The sequence below is a fragment of the Bradyrhizobium sp. SZCCHNS3052 genome (genome assembly GCF_032484495.1).
Lineage (GTDB): Bacteria > Pseudomonadota > Alphaproteobacteria > Rhizobiales > Xanthobacteraceae > Bradyrhizobium.
In genome coordinates this window covers 19,909-40,532 of sequence record NZ_JAUETB010000011.1, presented here as the reverse complement: position 1 = coordinate 40,532, position 20,624 = coordinate 19,909, and the positions used below count along the sequence as shown (strand labels likewise).

Annotated in this window: 20 protein-coding genes; 14 read left to right on the top strand and 6 right to left on the bottom strand. The window is 65.3% G+C overall.

From position 1 onward, the window contains the following. Positions 1-23: 23 nt before the first annotated feature. Positions 24-1,205, top strand: a complete 1,182-nt coding sequence (locus QX073_RS26895) for a hypothetical protein (RefSeq protein ID WP_315826739.1) — start codon at positions 24-26, stop codon at positions 1,203-1,205. An 18-nt stretch (positions 1,206-1,223) separates the two neighbouring features. Here QX073_RS26895 and QX073_RS26890 read toward each other — a convergent pair whose 3' ends face one another. Beyond that, positions 1,224-1,526, bottom strand: a complete 303-nt coding sequence (locus QX073_RS26890) for a hypothetical protein (RefSeq protein WP_315716313.1) — start codon at positions 1,524-1,526, stop codon at positions 1,224-1,226. Between the two features lie 173 nt (positions 1,527-1,699). Between QX073_RS26890 and QX073_RS26885 the strand changes: the two genes are divergently transcribed. The 5 genes from QX073_RS26885 to QX073_RS26865 all read left to right on the top strand — a co-directional run bounded on the left by QX073_RS26885 (position 1,700) and on the right by QX073_RS26865 (position 6,792). Further along, on the top strand, positions 1,700-2,176 hold the full coding sequence (locus QX073_RS26885) for a hypothetical protein (RefSeq protein WP_315716312.1): 477 nt from the start codon (positions 1,700-1,702) through the stop codon (positions 2,174-2,176). Positions 2,177-2,384: 208 nt separating this feature from the next. Continuing rightward, positions 2,385-3,347 (top strand): TAXI family TRAP transporter solute-binding subunit, encoded by a 963-nt coding sequence (locus QX073_RS26880; protein ID WP_315716311.1) that lies wholly within the window; start codon positions 2,385-2,387, stop codon positions 3,345-3,347. Positions 3,348-3,503: 156 nt separating this feature from the next. Further along, positions 3,504-5,597 carry a TRAP transporter permease gene (locus QX073_RS26875; RefSeq protein WP_316226687.1) on the top strand — a complete coding sequence of 698 codons (2,094 nt, stop codon included), beginning with the start codon at positions 3,504-3,506 and terminating at the stop codon, positions 5,595-5,597. After that, positions 5,594-5,968, top strand: a complete 375-nt coding sequence (locus QX073_RS26870) for a DUF1850 domain-containing protein (RefSeq protein ID WP_315716310.1) — start codon at positions 5,594-5,596, stop codon at positions 5,966-5,968. Before QX073_RS26875 ends, QX073_RS26870 begins: the two co-directional genes overlap by 4 nt. Before the next feature lie 23 nt (positions 5,969-5,991). Continuing rightward, positions 5,992-6,792 (top strand): SDR family oxidoreductase, encoded by an 801-nt coding sequence (locus QX073_RS26865; protein WP_316170775.1) that lies wholly within the window; start codon positions 5,992-5,994, stop codon positions 6,790-6,792. A gap of 147 nt (positions 6,793-6,939) precedes the next feature. On the opposite strand, the gene QX073_RS26860 is transcribed toward QX073_RS26865, so the two are convergent. Next, positions 6,940-7,710, bottom strand: coding sequence for a hypothetical protein (locus tag QX073_RS26860; protein ID WP_315716308.1), 771 nt, complete (start codon positions 7,708-7,710; stop codon positions 6,940-6,942). A 325-nt stretch (positions 7,711-8,035) separates the two neighbouring features. On the opposite strand from QX073_RS26860, the gene QX073_RS26855 reads away from it, so the two are divergent. The 5 genes from QX073_RS26855 (at position 8,036) to QX073_RS26835 (ending at position 13,582) form a co-directional block, all read left to right on the top strand. Then, positions 8,036-8,785, top strand: a complete 750-nt coding sequence (locus QX073_RS26855; RefSeq protein ID WP_315716460.1) for a tetratricopeptide repeat protein — start codon at positions 8,036-8,038, stop codon at positions 8,783-8,785. Positions 8,786-8,886: 101 nt separating this feature from the next. Beyond that, on the top strand, positions 8,887-10,269 hold the full coding sequence (locus tag QX073_RS26850) for a tetratricopeptide repeat protein (RefSeq protein ID WP_410051256.1): 1,383 nt from the start codon (positions 8,887-8,889) through the stop codon (positions 10,267-10,269). Positions 10,270-10,392: 123 nt separating this feature from the next. Beyond that, entirely contained in the window at positions 10,393-12,297 is a 1,905-nt protein-coding gene (locus QX073_RS26845; protein ID WP_315716306.1) for a propionyl-CoA synthetase, read from the top strand. A 97-nt stretch (positions 12,298-12,394) separates the two neighbouring features. Further along, entirely contained in the window at positions 12,395-12,667 is a 273-nt protein-coding gene (locus QX073_RS26840) for a hypothetical protein (protein WP_315716305.1), read from the top strand. 183 nt (positions 12,668-12,850) lie between these two features. Continuing rightward, positions 12,851-13,582, top strand: a complete 732-nt coding sequence (locus QX073_RS26835; RefSeq protein ID WP_315751420.1) for an OmpW family protein — start codon at positions 12,851-12,853, stop codon at positions 13,580-13,582. 286 nt (positions 13,583-13,868) lie between these two features. On the opposite strand, the gene QX073_RS26830 is transcribed toward QX073_RS26835, so the two are convergent. Further along, on the bottom strand, positions 13,869-14,564 hold the full coding sequence (locus QX073_RS26830; RefSeq protein WP_315716303.1) for a DUF1013 domain-containing protein: 696 nt from the start codon (positions 14,562-14,564) through the stop codon (positions 13,869-13,871). Between the two features lie 267 nt (positions 14,565-14,831). Between QX073_RS26830 and ispH the strand changes: the two genes are divergently transcribed. From ispH to rnhA, 3 genes are all read left to right on the top strand, one after another. Then, positions 14,832-15,800 carry a 4-hydroxy-3-methylbut-2-enyl diphosphate reductase gene (gene ispH, locus QX073_RS26825; RefSeq protein WP_315716301.1) on the top strand — a complete coding sequence of 323 codons (969 nt, stop codon included), beginning with the start codon at positions 14,832-14,834 and terminating at the stop codon, positions 15,798-15,800. 147 nt (positions 15,801-15,947) lie between these two features. Continuing rightward, a complete protein-coding gene (locus QX073_RS26820) occupies positions 15,948-16,922 on the top strand; it encodes a homoserine kinase (RefSeq protein ID WP_315751421.1) in 975 nt (324 codons plus the stop codon). Then, positions 16,919-17,383 carry a ribonuclease HI gene (gene rnhA, locus QX073_RS26815; RefSeq protein ID WP_315826554.1) on the top strand — a complete coding sequence of 155 codons (465 nt, stop codon included), beginning with the start codon at positions 16,919-16,921 and terminating at the stop codon, positions 17,381-17,383. The genes QX073_RS26820 and rnhA overlap by 4 nt, the downstream gene beginning before the upstream one ends. Positions 17,384-17,517: 134 nt before the next feature. Here rnhA and QX073_RS26810 read toward each other — a convergent pair whose 3' ends face one another. From QX073_RS26810 to QX073_RS26800, 3 genes are all read right to left on the bottom strand, one after another. Beyond that, positions 17,518-17,991, bottom strand: a complete 474-nt coding sequence (locus tag QX073_RS26810) for a YcxB family protein (protein ID WP_316202943.1) — start codon at positions 17,989-17,991, stop codon at positions 17,518-17,520. A gap of 263 nt (positions 17,992-18,254) precedes the next feature. Next, a complete protein-coding gene (locus QX073_RS26805) occupies positions 18,255-18,740 on the bottom strand; it encodes a peroxiredoxin (RefSeq protein ID WP_315826556.1) in 486 nt (161 codons plus the stop codon). Between the two features lie 144 nt (positions 18,741-18,884). Then, positions 18,885-20,576 (bottom strand): long-chain fatty acid--CoA ligase, encoded by a 1,692-nt coding sequence (locus tag QX073_RS26800; protein ID WP_316170782.1) that lies wholly within the window; start codon positions 20,574-20,576, stop codon positions 18,885-18,887. Positions 20,577-20,624: the final 48 nt, after the last annotated feature.

Here is a 20,624-nt window from a genome sequence, read left to right as displayed (position 1 = left end):
GCCGTTTCGGCTACAAGGGCGGCATGCTTCATCAGCCGATTCGCACGCTTGTCCTGATTCTCGCCTGCGCGGTCGCGGGCGCACCGCCATTGCTGGCCGTGGAACCCGCGCCAGTCGCAGCTCCGCGCGATGCCTTGGCCCAGATGGCCTCGCCCGCCGCGATCGCGGAGTACCAACGCAGGCTCGCCGAATATCAGCAGGCGCGGGCGGTGTTCGACCAGGAGGCGGGCGCCTACTGGAAGGCGATCTCGGATAAGCGCCGCATCCGCAACGCCAAGCGCCGCGACCGCCAGCCGATCGGGCTCGACGACTACGTGCTGGAGCAGCCGCCGGTCTACACGGGGCCGAAGCGGCCGGTGAACCCCGAGCCGGAACCTGAGGGCGAGCCGCGCGAGCGCAAGTACATCCCCGTGGTCGCCGACCTCGTGAAGGCGGCACAGGAGCATTTCCAATGGTCGCCGCAGCGCCCTGCCAACGACATCGATTTCAAACGCGCCTATGCGCGCTTCGCCGCGGCGTCGGGACTGACGCGCGAGCAGGCGGTGCGCGTCTATGCCTTCGAGACCGGCGGCAACGGCAAGCACGACTCGCAATCGGGCTTCAAGGGCAACCGCGCGATCTCGACCGCGATCGGCTACAATCAGCTCTTGACCACCAACAGCGTCGAGCTGCTGGCCGAGCAGGGGCCGCTGTTCATCCGCCTGCTCGGCGAACGCGTGGCTCGGACGTCCGGCCCGGCACGCGGCGCGATGGAGCACAAACTCGCGGTCCTGAAGAAGATGGTCGCGATTGCGCGCTCCGTGCCGGACGACTGGTCGGCGCATGAGAAGATCGGCAACACGCCGCAAGGCTGGGCCATGCATGCGATGGTGCTCGACATCGACGTCGGGCCGATGCTGCAGACCCACAAGCTCTTGACCTCGGTGCTGTTCGCGCGCGCCAAGGGCTACATGCGGCCGCTTTCGGCCGCCGAGCTCGAGATGATGAATCTCACCGGTGACGGCACGGGCTTCGACATGGTGACGATGCCGCTCGAGATGCGCGATCAGGTTCCGACCGCCAACTTCTTCCAGCGCGGCGGCTACGAGCGCAATCCGGTCGCCGTTCGCCACAACACCGTGGCGAAGCTGCTTGCAGTGACGGATTCCAGGATGGACTCGCTCAGCAGCCTGCCCGGCGCCAAGGAACTGGCGGCCGCGTTCTGAGGCTGCGCTCGCTCGCCTTTACTCATCCGCGCCGAACGAGAAGCTGCCGTCGCCGTCGAGATAGGGGGCCGTCCGCATGTAGAGCTGACCGTTCTGGCCGACGAAGAACAGCGTGCCCTTCGGTACCTTCTTGGCGCCCTTGAGCAGCATGTCGGCGTTCTTGGTGCCCATCTTGTAGGCGAGCGTCCGGCCATCCTTGCCATAGGCGTAGCCCATGTCGGGCTTCAGCTCCCACGGCTCCGGTGGTGCCGCGCGCACCGCGCTGGTCAGTGCACCCAGCGCACCGAGGGCGATCAGGGCTTTCAGAACCAAGCTCTTCATGTCCTCCTCCAATCGATGTCGTCTCGAACAAATCACGAACGCTGACGCGACGTCAACGTCGCCCCGTCGCAGTGCAGTGATCGTTGGGCGGATTTTCCATTCGCCGATCTCGCGATTATCCTGCAGCGTGGTTTAGAAACATAGGCCAAGAAAACAATTTGGGGATGATTCGGATGAGCCTTGTCACGAAGATCGGTTGGGTTGCGGCGTTGTCGCTGGTGACGTTGGCATCCGCCCGGGCCGACGACTTCAAGCTGTCCAACAACCAGCGCATCGCCTGCAGCCGCGGTCTCTCCGCCGGCAAGCTCAATACGGCCGTCTGCAAGTCCTACGCCTACCTCTTCAACGTGAAGACCTCGGAATATTTCCGCTGCCAGGTCTCACTGTCGCTGACCCGGGACAACAAGGAAGTCATCAACGTCCAGACCGACGGCGGCTGCACCAGGAAGCCGCGCGTGTTCGACACCGATTCCAAATATGAGTTCGACGCCACCGAGACCGAGCCGGCGAACACCAATTCCTTCTTCGGCAATGGCGGCTATTCGATCTGGGTGGCGGATACGACCCAGCAGAAGGTGCGCGGCTGCATGACGATCTCGTCCGGGCTCGGCTCGGACATCTCCAAGTGCCTCGACATGACGTTCCAGTGACCGGCGGCCTTGCGAGCGAGGCGGCCCGCTCCTCTGGGCTGCACCTGCGGTTCAAGCTGGTGGTGCTGTCAATGTAAGATTGAACGCGGGGCGCATCGGTCCCGGCCTCGCGCCGTGGGAGCGGGAGAGGCTGGTGCGCCAGTCTTTCGGATGGGTTGACCCCGCGCCCGCAGCCGTCCAATTTGCGGCAAAATCAATGGGAGGATCCATGCGCTTCTCGAAAATCTCTGGCACTGCAACCGGTTTCATTCTGGCAGCCGCCTGTCTGCTCGCGGCGCCAGCGGCGCAGGCCCAGAGCTTCATCAACGTGCTCACCGGCGGCACGTCGGGCGTCTACTATCCGCTCGGTGTCGCGATCGGGAAGATCTACGGCGACAAGATCCCCAATGTGAAAACCCAGGTGCAGGCGACCAAGGCCTCCGTCGAGAACCTGATCCTGCTGCAGCAGGGCCGCGGCGAGCTCGCCTTCGCGCTCGGCGACTCTTTGAAGGCCGCCTGGAACGGCGAGGAGGAGGCCGGTTTCAAGACCAAGCTGGACAAGCTGCGCACGATCGGCGCGATCTATCCGAACTACATCCAGATCGTCGCGACGGCCGAGTCCGGCATCAAGACGCTGGCGGATCTCAAGGGCAAGAGTCTGTCGGTCGGCGCGCCGAAGTCCGGCACCGAGCTCAACTCGCGCGCGATCCTCGCCGCCGCCGGCATGAGCTACAAGGATCTCGGCAAGGTGGAGTATCTGCCGTTCGCCGAATCGGTCGACCTGATGAAGAACCGGCAGCTCGGCGCCACCTTGCAGTCGGCTGGCCTTGGCGTCGCATCGTTGAAGGATCTGTCGACCTCGTCGCCGATCACCGTGGTGTCGGTGCCGAAGGAGGTCGTCGACAAGATCGGGCCCCCGTTCGTCGCGGCGACCATCCCGGCCAACACCTATACCGGCCAGGACAAGGACGTGCCGACCGCGGCCGTGATCAACTATCTCGTCACCAGCTCGGCGGTATCCGACGATCTCGCCTATCAGATGACCAAGCTGATCTTCGAGTCGCTGCCGGAGCTCGCCAATGCGCACGCCGCCGGCAAGGAGATCAAGCTGGAGACGGCGGCGCAGGACAGCCCGGTGCCGCTGCACCCCGGCGCGATCCGCTACTACAAGGAAAAGGGCATCCTGAAATAAGGACGCTGCTCGCCCGGCCTGCCTTGTAGGCCGGATCATTCGCAACCGGCTGCGTGGGAAACATTCCGCGCAGTCTTGTCGTTCAGGTGATTGCGGCCATGGTCAGCAGCGCCTGATGGGCGCGTTGGGGGGATCATGACGATCGAAGCCGTGAACATGGAAACGCCGGTCAAGGTCGAGTTCGACAATTTCGAGCACGGCTTTCCGGAAGGCTTCGGCCCCGGCCGCTGGGGCTATCTCGCCTACGGCATCGGGCTCGCCTTTGCGATATTCCAGCTCTACGTCGCCGCCTTCAACTATCTGCCGAGCCAGGTCGTGCGCGGCGTCCATGTCGGCTTCCTACTGCTGCTGACCTTCGGCCTGATCGGCAACTTCACCGCCAGGACCGACGCCGGGCGCATCGCGGGCTGGACCATCGGCGCCATCGGCTTCCTGTGCGGCCTCTATCAGTGGATTTTCTATGCCGACCTGATCGCGCGCGACGGCGATCCGACGCGCACCGATCTCGTGGTTGGAACCCTGCTGGCGGTACTGATCTTCGAGGGCACGCGCCGGCTGATGGGGCTCGCGCTGCCGCTGATGTGCGGCGCCTGCCTGTTGTACTGGTTCTTCGGCCAGTATCTGCCGGCGCCGCTCAACCATCGCGGCTATGATTTCGATCAGGTGATTACACACCTCTCCTTCGGCACCGAGGGCTTCTACGGCGTGCCGATCTACGTCTCGGCGACCTACATCTTCCTGTTCATCCTGTTCGGCTCGTTCCTCGAGCATGCCGGCATGATCCAGCTGTTCACCGACGTCTCGCTCGGCCTGTTCGGTCGCACCCGCGGCGGTCCTGCCAAGGTCGCGGTGTTCGCCTCCGGCATGATGGGCACGATCTCCGGCTCGGGCGTCGCCAATGTCGTCACTGTCGGCCAGTTCACGATTCCGCTGATGATCCGGTTCGGCTACCGCCGCGCCTTTGCGGCCGGCGTCGAAGCCACCGCGTCGATGGGCGGACAGATCATGCCGCCCGTGATGGGCGCGGTCGCCTTCATCATGGCCGAAACCCTGGGCGTCGACTACTCGGTGATCGTCAAGGCGGCGGTCATTCCAGCCATTCTCTATTTCGCCTCGGCGTTCTGGATGGTGCATCTGGAGGCCGGCAAGCACGGCCTGACCGGCATGAAGCCGTCGGAGATCCCGAGCGCCTGGAAGGCGCTGGTGGCGCGCTGGTATCTCGTGCTGCCGCTCGCCGCGCTGGTCTACATGCTGTTCGAGGGTTTCACGCCGCTGTATGCGGGCTCGATGGGACTCGCGCTGACGGTGGCGCTGATCCTGGGCACCTCGATCACCATGGGCTTCTCCAACCAGGTGCTGCGCTACGTCTTCTGGATCGGGCTCGCGCTCGTCGTCGGCGCGCTGTCGCGCAACGGCCTGCAGATCATTCCCGTCGCCTCCGTCGTCGTTGCGCTCATCATCATCACCGGCTTCGTGCGCGGCGGAATGGGCACCTTGCACGCCTGCCGCGATTCTCTGGCTGAAAGTGCGAAGTCGGCGCTGACCGTCGGCATGGCCTGCGCGATCGTCGGCGTCATCATCGGCATGATGACGCAGACCGGCGTCGGCTCGATCTTCGGAAGCTGGGTGATCGGCCTCGGCAAGACCAGCCTGTTCGCGGCGCTGATCATGACCATGCTGCTGTCGATCCTGCTCGGCACCGGCATCCCGACCATCCCGACCTACATCATCACCGCGGCACTGGCGGCCCCCGCGCTCGCCAAGCTGGGCGTGCCCCTGATCGCGAGCCACATGTTCGCGTTCTACTACGGCATCATGGCCGACCTTTCGCCGCCGGTCGCGCTGGCCGCGCTGGCGGCCGCCCCGATCGCCAAGGAGAATCCCGACAAGATCGGCTGGGAGGCGATGCGGATCGCGCTCGCCGGCTACGTCATTCCGTTCCTGTTCGTCTACTCGCCCGCGCTGATGCTGCAGCCGGGTGACCCGATGGAGACGCAACTCGGCTTCATCGGCGCGGTGGCGTATGCTTCCGTCAAGGCGCTGATCTCGATCGGCCTGTTCGGCATGGTGGCGATCGGCTTCCTGTACGTGCGCATGACCCTGGTCGAGCGCCTGCTGGCGTTTGTCGCGTCCGTCTGCCTACTCGGCGAATTTCCCTACAGTGACGTGCTGGGATTTGCCCTGGCGGTGGTGATCGTGGCGTGGCAGTGGCGGCAGCGGCCGCCGGCTGCCGTGGCGGCGTCCGCTTGAGCCTCTGCCTCGCGTCATCGGGTGTGGTGAAGGCGCTGACCCTCGCCGGCTTCACCTTGGCCTGGACCCACTCGGTCGAGAAGACCGCGTGGCAGGAGGACTGGCGCGTCACGTCTGACGGTCTCGAACTGGTGCAGGCGCGCGTCAAGGGCTCCGGCGCGGGCATGGAGCCGCCGCCGGAGGCGCGGCTGGTCGACGGCTGGTTCCAGTGGCAGACCCAGCGGGGGCCGCTGTCGCGGATCGTGCTCGCCAATTCCGGCGCGGCCGGCGAGTGGCGCATCTGCGCGGACGGGCAATGCCGGACGCTGTCGGACATCTTCGGCCATGACATCGGCGCAGCGACCATCACGATGAGCGCCTGTACCGAATAACGAATAAGCGACGGGAGAACGCGATGGATCGTCTCAGGGGCAAGGTGGCGCTGGTGGTCGGTGCGGGCTCGATCGGGCCGGGCTGGGGCAACGGCAAGGCCACGGCCGTGACCTTTGCGCGACAGGGCGCCAAGGTGTTCTGCGTCGACCGCAACAAGGCCGCCGCCGCGGAGACCGCCTCGATCATTTCAGGCGAAGGCGGGCAGGCCGAGGCGTTCACCGCCGACGTCTCGAAGGCCGTCGAGGTCGAGGCGATGGTGAAGGCTTGCGTTGCCGCCTATGGCCGTATCGACGTGCTCGACAACAATGTCGGCATCGCCGAGATGGGCAGCGTCGTCGATGTCGAGGAGGCCGAGTGGGATCGCGTGTTCGCGGTCAACCTCAAGAGCGCCTATCTCGCCATGAAGCACGTCATTCCGGTGATGATCGGGCAGGGCGGCGGCTCCATCATCAACATCTCTTCTGTCGCCTCGATCCGCCAGGTCGGCATCTCCTATGTCAGCTATGGCGCCAGCAAGGCGGCGATGAACCAGATGACGCGCACGACCGCGGTCGAGTTCGCGCCGAAGCACGTCCGCGTCAATGCGATCCTGCCCGGGCTCATGAAGACGCCGATGGTCGAGCACTCAGCGGGGCTGGCCGCGAGCTACGCCAAGGGCGATGTCGAGGAGATGTGGCGCAAGCGTGATGCGCAGGTGCCGATGGGGCACATGGGCGACGCCTTCGACGTCGCCCATGCCGCCTTGTTCCTCGCCTCCGACGAGTCGCGCTATGTCACCGGCACCATGCTGGTGGTGGATGGCGGGCTGACCTGCCGGAGTTAGGTCTCGCCGCGCGCGTCATTGCGAGCAACGCGATGTGTCCGCCGTCGCTCGAAGAGCGAAGGCGGAAGTCTCCAGGAAGCCCTGGATTGCTTCGTCGCCTTCGGCTCCTCGCAATGACGCGTGTTACAGGAGAGATCAGCGCTGCGGCTATTGCGCCATCGCCAGCATGCCGCCTGCAATCGCATGCCACGTCGAGGTCATGCTGATCGGCCAGTTCAGGAGCTTCACGGCGATCAGCGCCAGCCCGCCATAGACGTAGACCCGGTGGACGCGTCCGAACGTGCGGCGGTCGTGGACGATCGCGACGACGAGCAGCAGGTAGGCGACGAAGGCCGGTGGGATCGTCACGAACACCGGCGGCGGGCCGAGCGGGCCGGGCGGCGCCAGGAATGTCAGGAACCAGCGCGCCACGGCGGCGTCGAGCAGCGAGATGCCGGCGAGCAGCATCAGCCGCTTGTGCGTTTCCGGCCGGCGCAGATGGACAACCGCGAGCGCAAAGACCACGGCGAAGAAGGCGATGCCGCTGAGGGGCACGATGGCAAAGGCGATGCCCTCGTTGGCCTGACCCATCGCCGCGGAGCGCTTCATCGCCTCGATGGCAACGAGGAAGCCAAAGATCGTCATCGCCGTGGCGAGCGATACGCCGAAGATGCCGAGCGAGCGGTGCCGCGCCGTGCGTCCGGATGCGGCAAGCCAGCTCTGCAGCGCGAAATACAGAGTCCAGGCGAAGAACAGGAAGCCATGGAAATGAATCACGGGCGCGCCGGAGAATGAGCGGCGGGCCAGTGGCAGCCAGTAGGTCGGTGCGAAGCCGATGATCGCAATGGCCATGCAGGCCAGAGCCATGTTGAAATAGAAATAGCGCGCAGGGGACGCAACGACGCCGCGTGCGCGCGAATTGTCGGTCAGAATAGTCATGCGGTTGTGTCTGCGGGGACCGCAACAGGTTCAAATGGCGACCGAGGACGTCGCCGGGGTGCGCATCCACAACATCTTGAGGGAAATGCGCGGCACGATCACGCGCATTTCAGTCGAGGCCGCAATCCACTCGCGAGCTCCCGTTCGCAAAGGTCGCCTTCTCCCGGAAAGGGACTGTCGCACCGCTGCTGCCGCTGTATAGTTGAAGTGCCGCGGCAGCGATTGCGCCCCCCGCGCGCCGTGCCGGATCGCCCACGACCTGAGAGAGCCATCTGCCTTGACCGCATCCGTCTCCTCGTGGGCTGCTGCCGATCGCCGGGATGGGGTGCTGCGCCTGGCCGCGCTGGTCACGCTCGGATGGCTGGTCTCGACCCAGGCCCATGCGGTCGGCGCGGCCGAGCCCGGCAAGGAGCCGGCGGTGGATGCCGGTGCCTGCATCGCGGCCTCGGAGGCGCACGATGGCGACAAGGTGCTCACCGAATGCGGCGCCGTGATCGACAATCCCAAGGCCGCGAGGGTCGATCGCATCAACGCACTGATCGCGCGCGCCTCGATCTTCATCACCAGGGGTGAGATCGATCGCGCCATCGCCGATTACGGCGTGACCTTGCAGCTCGACCCGACCCTCGCCAGCATCTTCAACGCGCGCGGCGAACTGCATCGCAAGAAGGGCGACCGTCCGAAGGCGCTGGCCGATTTCGCCGCGGCGCTGCGGCTCAATCCGGATCACGCCAGCGCCCGCAGCAACTACCACGCACTCGCTGTGGAGCTCGAGCGCCTGGGCGCGCAGATGGCCGTCGCGGGGCGGCCGAGCTTCAATTGCGCCACGGCGCGTCGCGCCGTGGAGAAGGCGATCTGCGCCGATCCGGAGCTCGCCAATCTCGATCGCGAGATCGACGGCGCGCAGGCCCGCGTCGTTCGCGAGGCGGCCGGCCCCGCCGCAGCCCGCGCCCTGCAGCGCGAGCAGGACGCGTTCATCGCGCGGCGCAACGCCGGCTTTGGCAAGCCCGGCTACGATCTCAAGAAGGCGATGGAGGACCGCCTGCGGCGGCTGAACGGCGTCGACGGCTATTAACCATCGGCGTGGCCGCTTGAACCGGGTTCCGGCCGGAGACGACAACGGGGGAGATCAGCGTCTCACCCGCAACAGTCGAAATTCGAGCCGAGTCCATGCCGATGCACGCTTTCATTCGTTCGATTTCATCCTGCTCATCCTACCTCGCGCTGGGTCTTGCAGCCGGTCTTGTCCTTGGCCTCGGGGCCCAGCCTGCATTCGCCGCGGACCCCGAATGCGCTTTGGGCAGCAAGGCGCCCCCGTCCGAGCTCATCACCGCCTGCTCGACCGCAATCGAGCAGGCATCGAGTTCGCCGAAGGATCAATCCATCGCCTTGGTTGCCCGCGCCGATGCCCGTGCGCGTACCTCGGGCGGCCTGACCCAGGCCCTGAAGGACCTCGACCGTGCCATCGCGCTCGACGGCAAGAATGCGCGCGCCTATCGGCTGCGTGGCGACCTGATGCGCGAAGCCGGTGGCGATGCCGGCAGGGCGGCGGCCGATCTGAGCATGGCGATCTCGCTCGATCCGAATGACGCCGAAGCCTATGAGCTGCGTGGCGTTGTCTATACCGAGCAGCGCCGTCTTGATCGCGCTCTGGCCGACTACGACCAGGCGATCCGGCTGAAGCCCGACTACGCGCAGGCCTTTGCCGACCGCGGCGTCGCCTTCTACCTGCGCGGCGACAACGAGAAGGCCGTGCGCGACTATGACGAGGCGATCCGGCTCGACCCGAAACGGCCGCGCACATTCACCAACCGTGCCGCGGCCTACAAGAAGCTCGGCCAGATGGACAAGGCGCTGGCCGATGACGATGAGGCGATCCGGCGCGATCCGAAGGTGTCGGAATATTACGACAATCGTGGCCTCACCTACGCCGCCATGAAGGAGTACGACAAGGCGATCGCCGATTATGATCAGGCGATCAGGATGGAGCAGCGGGCAAATTTCTTCACCAACCGCGGCGATTCCCATCAGTTCAAGGGCGAGCTCGGCGCGGCGCTCAGCGACTACGACGCCGCGCTGCGGCTCGATCCGAATTTCGCGCTCGCCTACAACAACCGGGCGGTGCTGTACAAGAAGATGGGCGAGCGCGCCAAGGCGCTGGCCGACTACGAGGCCGCGCTGCGGCTGGATCCCGGCAACGACAATGCCACCGCCGGCCGGCGCGTCATGCTGGCCGAGATCAAGAAGTTCGGCGCCGAGCCGCCGCGTCCGTTGAACGCGCCGTCAGAGCGAAGCGGTCCGTCGTTCGATTGCGCCACGGCCGCGCGCGAGGTCGAGAAGGTCATCTGCGCCGACCCGCAGCTCTCGGTGCTCGATCTCGGCATTTCCGAAAGCTATGCCCGGCGCTTGAAGTCCTCCCGCGGCCGCGCCGCTGCCGAGCTGCGCGGAACGCAGCGTGACTTCATCGCGGAGCGCAATGCCCGGTTCGGCAAGCCCGGCTACGACCTTCGTCTAGCCCTGCAGCGTCGCCTGGATACCCTCCGCGATGGAGCGCATTGATCCGGCCCGGAAAATGGCGCGGACGTCCGGGCCTGCCTGATCTGGATCAATTCATGACGGCTTGAACTGTCGCTTTGTCCCGTGACAATACTCGGGAATAAACACAGATCTTGGGGAAACGTCATGAGCGCTGCGAGCCGCTATCACGAGGTCCATGCACGGTCGCTGCAGGACCCGGAAGGGTTCTGGGCCGAGGCCGCCCGCGCGATCGACTGGATCGAGCCGGCCAAGACCATCTTCGATCCCGCGATGGGCGCCTACGGCCGCTGGTTTGCGGGGGCCGTCGTCAATACCTGCTACAACGCGCTCGACCGCCACGTCGCCGCCGGCCGCGGCGATCAACTGGCGCTGATCCACGATTCGCCGCTCGCCAGCTCGGTCACGAAGCTCACCTATGCCGAGATGCTGAAGGAGGTGCAGACGCTCGCCGCGATCATGCAGGATTTCGGCGTCGGCAAGGGCGACCGCGTCATCCTGTATATGCCCATGGTGCCCGAGGCGATGGTCGCGATGCTGGCCTGCGCGCGCATCGGCGCGGTGCATTCGGTGGTGTTCGGCGGCTTCGCGGCCAAGGAGCTCGCGACCCGCATCGACGACGCCACGCCCAAGCTCGTGCTGTCGGCGAGCTGCGGCATCGAGCCCGGCCGCATCGTGCAATACAAGCCTCTGCTCGATCAGGCGATCGAGCTCGCCGACAACAGGCCCAAGGCCTGCATCGTCCTGCAGCGTCCCGAGCATGTCTGCGAGCTGAAGCCCGGCCGCGATTACGACTGGGCGGCGCTGCGCAAATCTGCGCTCGCCAATGGCAAGCTGGCGCCGTGCGTGCCGGTGCTGGCGACCGATCCGCTCTACATCCTCTATACCTCCGGCACGACCGGCAAGCCGAAGGGCGTGGTGCGGGACAATGGCGGGCACCTCGTCGCGCTGAAATGGTCGATGGAGAATCTCTACGGCATCAAGCCGGGTGAGGTCTGGTGGTGCGCCTCCGACATCGGCTGGGTGGTTGGCCACAGCTACATCATCTACGGCCCGCTGATCCATGGCGCGACCTCGGTGATGTACGAGGGCAAGCCGGTCGGAACGCCCGATGCCGGCGCGTTCTGGCGCGTCATCAGCGATCATAAGGCGGTCGCTCTGTTTACCGCGCCCACGGCCTTCCGCGCCATCCGCAAGGAGGATCCGGAAGGTACTTTCTTGCGCAAATACGATCTATCGCATTTCCGCACCCTGTTCCTGGCCGGCGAGCGCGCCGATCCGCCGACGGTGGAATGGGCCGAGCAGCAATTGAAGGTGCCGGTGATCGATCATTGGTGGCAGACCGAGACCGGCTGGTGCATCGCCGGCAATCCGGTCGGCCTTGGCCTGTTGCCCGTGAAGCACGGCTCGCCGACGGTGCCGATGCCGGGCTACCAGGTCGACATCGTCGACGAGGCCGCCAAGCCCGTGCCCGCCAACACCATGGGCTCGATCGTGATCAAGCTGCCGATGCCGCCCGGCTGCCTGCCGACCCTGTGGCAGCAGGAGGACCGCTTCAAGGAATCCTATCTCAGCGAATTCCCCGGCTACTACAAGACCTCAGACGCCGGCTACAAGGATGAGGACGGCTATGTCTTCGTGATGGGCCGCACCGACGACATCATCAATGTCGCCGGCCACAGGCTGTCGACCGGCGGCATGGAAGAGATATTGGCCTCGCATCCCGACGTCGCGGAATGCGCCGTGCTCGGCATCAAGGATGCGATCAAGGGCGAGGTGCCGTGCGGCTTCATCGTGCTCAAGGCCGGTGTCTCGCGCAGCCCGTCGCAGATCGAAAAGGAGATCGTGGCGCTGGTACGCGACAAGCTCGGACCGGTCGCTGCGTTCAAGCTCGCCATCACCGTCGGCCGGTTGCCGAAGACGCGCTCCGGCAAGATCCTGCGCGGCACGATCAAGAAGATCGCCGACGGCGAGCAATGGAGCATGCCGGCCACGATCGAGGATCCCAAGGTGCTCGAGGAAATCGGCGAGGCGCTGAAGAGCCGCGTCTGACACGACGCCGCTGAACGTGCCCCGGGCTTGACCCGGGCGCCCATTCTCGTCAAGCAACGGCGTCAGACCAGCCCGATTGACGAGAATGGAACGTTCGATGCGACAGACCTCCGCCCGCCTGGCCCTGGTGCTGATGGCCGTATTTTCGCTCTCGGCCTGCGCCTCCCGCAACCAGGGTCCCGCGGTGGCGCTCGGCAATGACGACGATGATGCGGTCTGTCAGGCCGGTGGCAAGGTCGCGCCGGGCTCCGCCGAATATGTCGCCTGCCGCAAGGACCGCGACGTGCAGCGGCAGCGCGCCGAGGCACGTGCCGACCGCCGGCAGCGCGATCTCGGCGAATACATGATGAACCACCCCGACCGGCCCTGAGCGCCAGTGCAAGCGCCTCTCATGGCGCGTGACTTCGATGCAACAGTTGCGTGACATCGGCGCTGCAACAATGCCGATTGATTGAGATCAAATCCAACTCCATGGCGTCCCTGCCACATCTGTGACCGCAAGGCGCGGCCGTGCCCGCGCAGATGTTGCTCAAGGGTGGCTATGGGGATCTCGATGAACAGGATGTTGAAACTCTCGTCGTCGCTGCTGGTGCTGGCGGCGATCTGCGGAGCCATGGGCTCGGCGCAAGCGGCCGACCTGCAGGCGGCGCCGGTCTACACCAAGGCGCCGGTGGTCGAGGCGTGGAATCCGTGGATGCTTCGTGTGCGCGCGCTCGGCGTGCTGCCGGATGCTGGCGGCTCCACCGTGAACGTGACCGGCGTGCCGGCGCTGTCGTCGCCGAACTCCGGCCTGTCGATCTCCAACTCGGTCGTGCCCGAGCTCGACATCAGCTACTTCTTCACCAAGAACATCGCGGCCGAGCTGATCCTCGGCGTCACCCGGCATTCCATCGGCGGCACCGGCTCGCTCGACGGTCTCAACATGGGCAAGGCCTGGCTGCTGCCGCCGACGCTGACGCTGCAGTATCACTTCACCGATTTCGGCGCGTTCAAGCCGTATGTCGGCGCGGGTGTGAACTACACGGTCTTCTTCAACCAGAGCGCCGCGAACCAGGTGTGGAACGGTCTTGCCGTCACCAACCTGCACATCTCCAACCAGTGGGGCGCCGCGGTCCAGTTCGGCTTCGACTACATGCTCGACAGGCACTGGGGCCTGAACGTCGACGTCAAGAAGCTGTGGCTGCAGCCGAACTACTCGGCGACCGTCAACGGCGCAATTCCGGTCACCGGCCGCGCCAACATCGATCCGTGGCTGGTCGGCGTCGGCGTCACCTACAAGTTCTGATTTTTTCAGTTCCTCCCAAGACTGTCATGGCGCCGGCATTCCCGGCGCCATTTTTTTTGGACTGTTTGCGGGTCGCGAAGCTCGGGCTCGGGCCTGTAAAACAGGTGTCGTCCCGGCCTTGAGCCGGGACCCATACGCCGCAGCGGGAGTGAGGAAAGACGCGCTGAGTTACAGCCAGCTTGGGCCGTCACGCAATCCTGTGGTTATGGGTCCCTGCGTTCGCAGGGACGACACCGATGGTGGGGCAGTCGCGCGTGAATTGACCCGAGGACAGGAGGTGCCCGTCCTACTCCTCCTCGTCGTCCTGCTTCTTGCCGCCGATGGTCTTGAGCTTGGCGAACACGGCGTCGACGTTGAGATCGTCCTCATCGCGGCCCGCCGGCTCGTACTCGTCCTTGCGCGTGGTCTCGGAGGCCGGGAGCAGGGTGGCGCCGCTGTAATTGGCGTCGAGCGGCTTTTCCTTGGCGGCACGCTGGACCTCGAAGTCGAGCTCGATCTGCGAGCACAGGCCGAGCGTCACCGGATCCATCGGCGTCAGCGTCTGCGCGTTCCAATGGGTGCGGTCGCGCACGCTCGCGATCGTGGTCTTGGTGGTGCCGACCAGGCGCATGATCTGGGCGTCCTTGAGCTCGGGATGGTTCCGCACCAGCCAGAGAATGGCGCTCGGGCGCTCGTGGCGGCGCGACACCGGGGTGTAGCGGGGGCCCTTGCGCTTGGGCTGCGGCGGCAGCACCACCTTGCTCTCCTGCAGCCGGAGCCGGTAATTCGGGTCGCGCTCGGCCTTCTCGATCTCCTCGCGGGTGAGCTGCCCGGTCGAGATCGGATCCATGCCCTTGATGCCCTGGGCGGCGTCCCCGTCGGCAATGGCGCGCACCTCCAGCGGGTGCATCTTGGTGAAATCGGCGACCTGGTCGAAGGTCAAGGCGGTATTGTCGACCAGCCACACGGCAGTTGCCTTCGGCATCAGCGGGGCGTTGCTCATGGCAAATCTCCTTTGTGCTCCGCCCCGGCCCTGGAGGCGAAACCTGCGGTCATCGGCGATGACGGGAATTGGCCCTATATAAGCCGTCCCGGGGGCAGGGCGCAATGGCCTGGAGAAAACGGCCTTGACAGCGCTCGAAAGCAGTCCCAAGTCCTACCCAAACGAGTGTCAGACCCAAGTTCTTCGCGTATCGACCGCCCCCGCTTGCCGGCCCGGGGGTCCGTGGTCGCCGAAACCAGCCCGCATAGATCAGCTCAGACCAGCCCCATGGCAGCCAAACCAGACCTCAAAATCGTGCTTTGCTCGCCGCGCGGCTTCTGCGCCGGCGTGGTGCGCGCCATCGACACCGTGGAACGGGCGCTCGCCATCTATGGCGCCCCGGTCTATGTCCGACACGAGATCGTGCACAACAAATACGTCGTCGACAGCCTGAAGACCAAGGGCGCCATCTTCGTCGAGGAACTGGCGGAGATTCCCGACAGTACCAATGCACCGGTGGTGTTCTCGGCCCATGGCGTGCCGAAATCGGTTCCGGCCGAGGCCCAGGCGCGCAACTTCTTCTCCCTGGACGCGACCTGCCCGCTGGTGACCAAGGTCCACCGCGAGGCGGCGATCCACTTCAAGCGCGGCCGCGAGATCCTGCTGATCGGCCATTCGCACCATCCGGAGGTGGTCGGCACCGTCGGCCAGCTTCCGGCCGGCGCCGTGACGCTGATCGAGACCGCCGAGGACGCGGCGACCTTCACCCCGAAAGACCCCAACAACCTCGCTTTCGTCACCCAGACCACGCTGTCGATCGACGACACCAAGGATATCGTCGCGATCCTCAAGGGCCGTTTCCCGAACATCTCGGGCCCGCACAAGGAAGACATCTGTTACGCCACCACCAACCGCCAGCTGGCGGTCAAGAAGGTGGCCCCGGTGGTCGATGCGCTGATCGTGGTCGGTGCGCCGAACTCGTCGAACTCGCAGCGCCTGCGCGAGGTCGCCGAGCGCGAGGGCTGCCCGATTGCCGTGCTGGCGCAGCGCGCCTCGGACATCGACTGGGCGCGCTTCGAGGGCATCAAGAGCCTCGGCATCACAGCCGGCGCCTCGGCGCCGGAGGTGATCGTCGAGGAGATCATGGGCGCCTTTGCCGAGCGCTACGTGCTCCATGTCGAGACGGTCTCTGCGGCGGAAGAGAACGAATTCTTCCCGCTGCCGCGCTCGCTCCGGCCGGAAGCGGCAGCCGAGTAAGTCGGCCGGTTCTTTTCCGCCCTCGGCGGCCTCTCGGCCTTGAACCCGGCGCCCGCATGCGCGATGAAGGGCGCTACGGGCCTGTTCGGTGACGAAGTTCGCATCGGAGAGGCGGGGGCAGGCGAACTTCGATAACTGGGATAGCGCATGGCGGTCTATACCGACGTCGCCGCCGACGAGCTTGCGGATTTCATCAAGACCTACGACATCGGCGAGCTGCTCTCTTACAAGGGCATCGCCGAAGGGGTCGAAAACTCCAACTTCCTGCTCCACACCACCAAGGGCTCCTTCATCCTCACGCTGTACGAGAAGCGCGTGGCGGTGGATGACCTGCCGTATTTTCTGGGCCTGATGGCCCACCTCGCCGAGCGCGGCGTGAGCTGTCCGCAGCCCGCCCGCAACCGCGACGGGGCGGTGTATTCGAGCCTGTCCGGCCGGCCCGCGGCGATCATCAACTTCCTGGAAGGCATGTGGCCGCGCAAGCCGAACGTCACCCACTGCGCCGGCGTCGGCGCGGCGCTGGCGCAGATGCATCTGGCCGGACGCGACTTCCCGCTGGTGCGCAAGAATCCGCTCTCGGTCGCCGGCTGGCGGTCGTTGTTCGCGCAGGCCGCCGACCGCGCCGACACGGTGCAGGCCGGCCTCTCCGCGCTGCTCTCCGCCGAGCTCGATCATCTCGGGCGCTCCTGGCCGACGCATCTGCCGGAAGGCGTCATCCACGCCGACCTGTTCCCGGACAACGTGTTCTTCCTCGGCGACAAGCTCTCGGGGCTGATCGACTTCCCGTTCTCCTGCAACGACATTCTGGCGTATGACGTCGCGATCTGCCTCAACGCCTGGTGCTTCGAGGCCGATCATTCGCTGAACGTCACCAAGGCGCGCGCCTTCTTCAACGCCTATGGCCGCGTCCGGCCGCTGTCGGACGCCGAGCTGGAGGCGCTGCCGCTGCTGGCGCGCGGCGCCGCGATCCGCTTCCTGCTGACGCGGCTGGTGGACTGGCTCAACGTGCCTCCCGGCGCGCTGGTGAAGCCCAAGGATCCGCTCGAATATGTCCGCAAGCTGCGCTTCCACCAGGCGGTGACCAGCGTGCGCGACTATGGCATCGGCGGAGCATTGGCGTGAGCGAGCATCCGGTCGTCAGCATCTACACCGATGGCGCCTGCTCGGGGAATCCGGGGCCGGGCGGCTGGGGCGCGATCCTGCGCTTCGGCGACAACGAAAAAGAGCTGAAGGGCGGCGAGCCGCACACCACCAACAACCGCATGGAGCTGATGGCCGCGATCTCGGCGCTGGAGGCGCTGAAGAAGTCGTGCCAGGTCGAGCTCTACACCGACAGCCAATATGTCCGGCAGGGCATCACCGGATGGATCCACGGCTGGAAGCGCAATGGCTGGAAGACCGCCGACAAGAAGCCGGTCAAGAACGCCGAGCTGTGGCAGCGGCTCGACGCGGCGCTGAAGCCGCACAAGGTCAACTGGCACTGGGTCAAGGGCCACGCGGGCCACCCGGAGAACGAGCGTGCCGATCAGCTCGCACGCGATGGCGTGGCTATGGCCAGGATGCAGAAGAACGTGCGGGGCTGACGACGGCTGACGGGTTGGTTAACCGAATCATCGCCCCACACTCGACTTTCGTCGCCCGGCTCGAGACCGGGCGATCCAGTACTCACCACCGGTCGTGTTCAATCGGCGTACTGGATATGAATCAGGGCGGGCTCCTAATTTGCACCGCGCCGATGCCAGGTCTCAACTGCCGCTGCGAAGAGCCGCTTATGTTCCTCCGAGTCGAATGCTCGGCACGGAATCAAGAGGGCATTTCCGTTCTTCCCGGTGATTGTGACTAGCTCAGGCGTCTCTTCGATCGTGGATATCTCTCTCCAGCTCCATGCACGGCTCTTGTTGCCGATCTTGGTGTAGAGGCCATCTTCGCTGGCTGTGAGCTCTCGGTGCTGCGGCTTGAACATCAGCTGTGGGAAAGCGACGAGAAACGCCACGAAAACGCCAGCGGCAAGCAGGCCATAAAGCAGTTTTGCGTAATCATGCGGTGGCCAATGGCCATCCCAAATGAGTGCGAGCGCAATGAAGAAAAGAGCGGAATATGCGTGCAGCACCCAGAGTTTCTTGCGCCAGGCGCGCCAATACCAATCCCAGACCTCAGCCCGAGTACTGGCGTATTTCAGCGTGACGGCCATCTGAACTTTCGACGCTGGCGAGAGGCGGGGCGGGCTGGCGCAGATGTTCGTCGGTGATATCGTCGATGAGCTGCACCGGCGCTCAATCCCACCCGTTAGTCTTATTATTCAACCGTCATCGCCCGGCTTGACCGGGCGATCTAGCACTCACCGGCCGTCGTGTTCTGGCGATAGGCCGAGGCTTACTGGATTCCCCGCTTTCGCGGGGAATGACACTGGTGAGTCGGGAGGCGGTGTGCCTCGTATCGGAGGCCGGCGCGGCTTTACAGCTGCCCGAGCAGCGTGTCGCCGCCGGAGACCTCGACCTTGCCCGGGGCGGCTTCGAGGTTCAGCTTGGTGACCTTGCCGTCCTCGACCAGCATCGAATAGCGCTTGGAGCGGATGCCGAGGCCGGCGCCGGACGCGTCGAGCTCCATGCCGATCGCCTTGGTGAACTCGGCATTGCCGTCGGCCAGGAACACGGCCTCGTCGCGCTGGTCGGTGTCGCGCTTCCAGGCGTTCATGACGAAGGCGTCGTTGACCGAGACGATCGCGATGGTGTCGACGCCCTTGTCCTTCATCGCATAGGCGTTGAGGAAGATGCTGGGCAGATGCATCTTGTGGCAGGTGCCGGTGTAGGCGCCGGGCACCGCGAACAGCGCGACCTTCTTGCCCTTGAAGATGTCGTCGGTGGTTTTGACCTGCGGGCCTTCGCCGGTCATGACGCGGAATTGGGCCTGCGGCAGCTTATCGCCAACCTGGATGGTCATTCGAGTTACTCCTTCCCCTGGATGTGTCTTGCGCGGTGCGCGCTACACTATTCGGCGGGCCGGAAACGGCAACGGCCCGCCGTGATCACGTATCCGTCATCGCACGTCCCTCATCGTGCGCCGGGATTCGCGGCGCCAATGGACTCAGGCCGCTGCTGCCGGCTTCTTCTTCTCGTCGCGCAGCTCGCGGCGCAGGATCTTGCCGACATTGGTCTTCGGCAGCTCGGTCCTGAACTCGATCTGCTTCGGCACCTTGTAGTTCGTGAGCTGCTCGTGGCAGTGCTTGATGATGTCCTCGGAGGTGAGGTTGGGATCCTTCTTCACCACGAACGCCTTGACGACCTCGCCGGTCTTCTCGTCCGGCAGCCCGATCACGGCGGTCTCCAGCACGCCCGGATGGGTCGCGATGACCTCTTCGACCTCGTTCGGATAGACGTTGAAGCCGGAGACCAGGATCATGTCTTTCTTGCGGTCCACGATCTTGACCGATCCGTCCGCGGCCATGACGCCGACGTCTCCGGTGCGGAAGAAGCCGTCTGCCGTCATCACCTTGGCGGTCTCGTCGGGACGATTCCAGTAGCCTGCCATCACCTGCGGGCCCTTGGCGCAGATCTCGCCGGGTTGTCCCAGCGGCACTTCGTTGCCGTCGTCGTCGCGGATCGAGAGCCAGGTCGACGGCAGCGGCAGGCCGATGGTGCCGGTGAATTCCGTCGAGGTCGGCACGTTGCAGGTCAGCACCGGCGCGGTCTCCGACAGGCCGTAGCCTTCGGCGATGCTGCAGCCCGTCACCTGCTTCCACTGCTCGGCCACCGGGCGCTGCACGGCCATGCCGCCGCCGTTGGAGACCTTCAGCTTGGAGAAATCGATCTTGCGGAAGTCAGGATGATGCAGCAGGCCGTTGTAGAGCGTGTTGACGGCCGGGAAGGTGGTGACCTGATACTTCATGAGCTCCTTGATGAAGCCGGGGATGTCGCGCGGATTGGGGATCAAGAGATTGGCGCCGCCCGCGCGCACCGCGAGCAGGAAGCAGCAGGTCAGCGCGAAGATGTGGTAGAGCGGCAGCGCGCAGACGATCAGCAGCTGATCGACATGCGGCGGCTTGTCCATCACCGGCTGCAGCCATGCATCGTTCTGCAGCACGTTGGCGACGACGTTGCGGTGGAGCAGCGTGGCGCCCTTGGAGACGCCGGTGGTGCCGCCGGTATATTGCAGGAAGGCGACGTCGTCCGGACCGATGGTGGGCTTCTGGAAGCGCTTGCCGCGTCCGGCGGCGAGCGCATCGTTGAAGGGGACCGCGCCCGGCAGCGAGAACGCCGGCACCATCTTCTTCAGGCGGCGGACGACGAGGTTGACGATCACGCCCTTGAAGCCGAGCAGGTCGCCCATGCTGGCGACGACGATGTGCTTGACCTGGGTGTGGCCGACCACCTGCTGCACCGTGTGGGCAAAGTTCTCCAGCACGATGATCGCCTCGGCGCCGGAATCCTTGAGCTGGTGCTCGAGCTCGCGCGGCGTGTAGAGCGGGTTGACGTTGACGACCGCGTAGCCCGCGCGCAGCACCGCGGAGATCGCGATCGGATATTGCAGCACGTTCGGCATCATCAGCGCGACGCGCGCGCCCTTTGCCAGCCCCAGGCCCTGCAGATAGGCGCCCATCGCGACCGACATATCGTCGAGCTCGCGATAGCTGATCGCCTTGTCCATGCAGATGAAGGCGCGGCGATCGGCGAATTTCCTGAAGCTCTCTTCCAGCAGGTCGACGAGCGACGGGTATTTGCCCGGATCGATATCGGCGGGAACGCCGGCCGGATAGTGCTTGAGCCAGATGCGCTCCATGACCCTTCCTCTCTGATCGTCTCTTGTTCGTCTATCGGCAGCCGCCGG

Bases quoted from the DNA above. Each gene is read 5' to 3' on its own strand.
- QX073_RS26890 (WP_315716313.1), bottom strand. From the start codon at position 1,526: ATGAAGAGCTTGGTTCTGAAAGCCCTGATCGCCCTCGGTGCGCTGGGT.
- QX073_RS26830 (WP_315716303.1), bottom strand. From the start codon at position 14,564: ATGAGCAACGCCCCGCTGATGCCGAAGGCAACTGCCGTGTGGCTGGTC.
- QX073_RS26875 (WP_316226687.1), top strand. From the start codon at position 3,504: ATGGAAACGCCGGTCAAGGTCGAGTTCGACAATTTCGAGCACGGCTTT.
- QX073_RS26820 (WP_315751421.1), top strand. From the start codon at position 15,948: ATGGCGGTCTATACCGACGTCGCCGCCGACGAGCTTGCGGATTTCATC.
- QX073_RS26800 (WP_316170782.1), bottom strand. From the start codon at position 20,576: ATGGAGCGCATCTGGCTCAAGCACTATCCGGCCGGCGTTCCCGCCGAT.
- QX073_RS26835 (WP_315751420.1), top strand. From the start codon at position 12,851: ATGAACAGGATGTTGAAACTCTCGTCGTCGCTGCTGGTGCTGGCGGCG.
- QX073_RS26865 (WP_316170775.1), top strand. From the start codon at position 5,992: ATGGATCGTCTCAGGGGCAAGGTGGCGCTGGTGGTCGGTGCGGGCTCG.
- QX073_RS26885 (WP_315716312.1), top strand. From the start codon at position 1,700: ATGAGCCTTGTCACGAAGATCGGTTGGGTTGCGGCGTTGTCGCTGGTG.
- QX073_RS26810 (WP_316202943.1), bottom strand. From the start codon at position 17,991: ATGGCCGTCACGCTGAAATACGCCAGTACTCGGGCTGAGGTCTGGGAT.
- QX073_RS26850 (WP_410051256.1), top strand. From the start codon at position 8,887: ATGCACGCTTTCATTCGTTCGATTTCATCCTGCTCATCCTACCTCGCG.
- QX073_RS26895 (WP_315826739.1), top strand. From the start codon at position 24: ATGCTTCATCAGCCGATTCGCACGCTTGTCCTGATTCTCGCCTGCGCG.
- QX073_RS26805 (WP_315826556.1), bottom strand. From the start codon at position 18,740: ATGACCATCCAGGTTGGCGATAAGCTGCCGCAGGCCCAATTCCGCGTC.
- QX073_RS26840 (WP_315716305.1), top strand. From the start codon at position 12,395: ATGCGACAGACCTCCGCCCGCCTGGCCCTGGTGCTGATGGCCGTATTT.
- QX073_RS26860 (WP_315716308.1), bottom strand. From the start codon at position 7,710: ATGACTATTCTGACCGACAATTCGCGCGCACGCGGCGTCGTTGCGTCC.
- ispH (WP_315716301.1), top strand. From the start codon at position 14,832: ATGGCAGCCAAACCAGACCTCAAAATCGTGCTTTGCTCGCCGCGCGGC.
- QX073_RS26880 (WP_315716311.1), top strand. From the start codon at position 2,385: ATGCGCTTCTCGAAAATCTCTGGCACTGCAACCGGTTTCATTCTGGCA.
- QX073_RS26845 (WP_315716306.1), top strand. From the start codon at position 10,393: ATGAGCGCTGCGAGCCGCTATCACGAGGTCCATGCACGGTCGCTGCAG.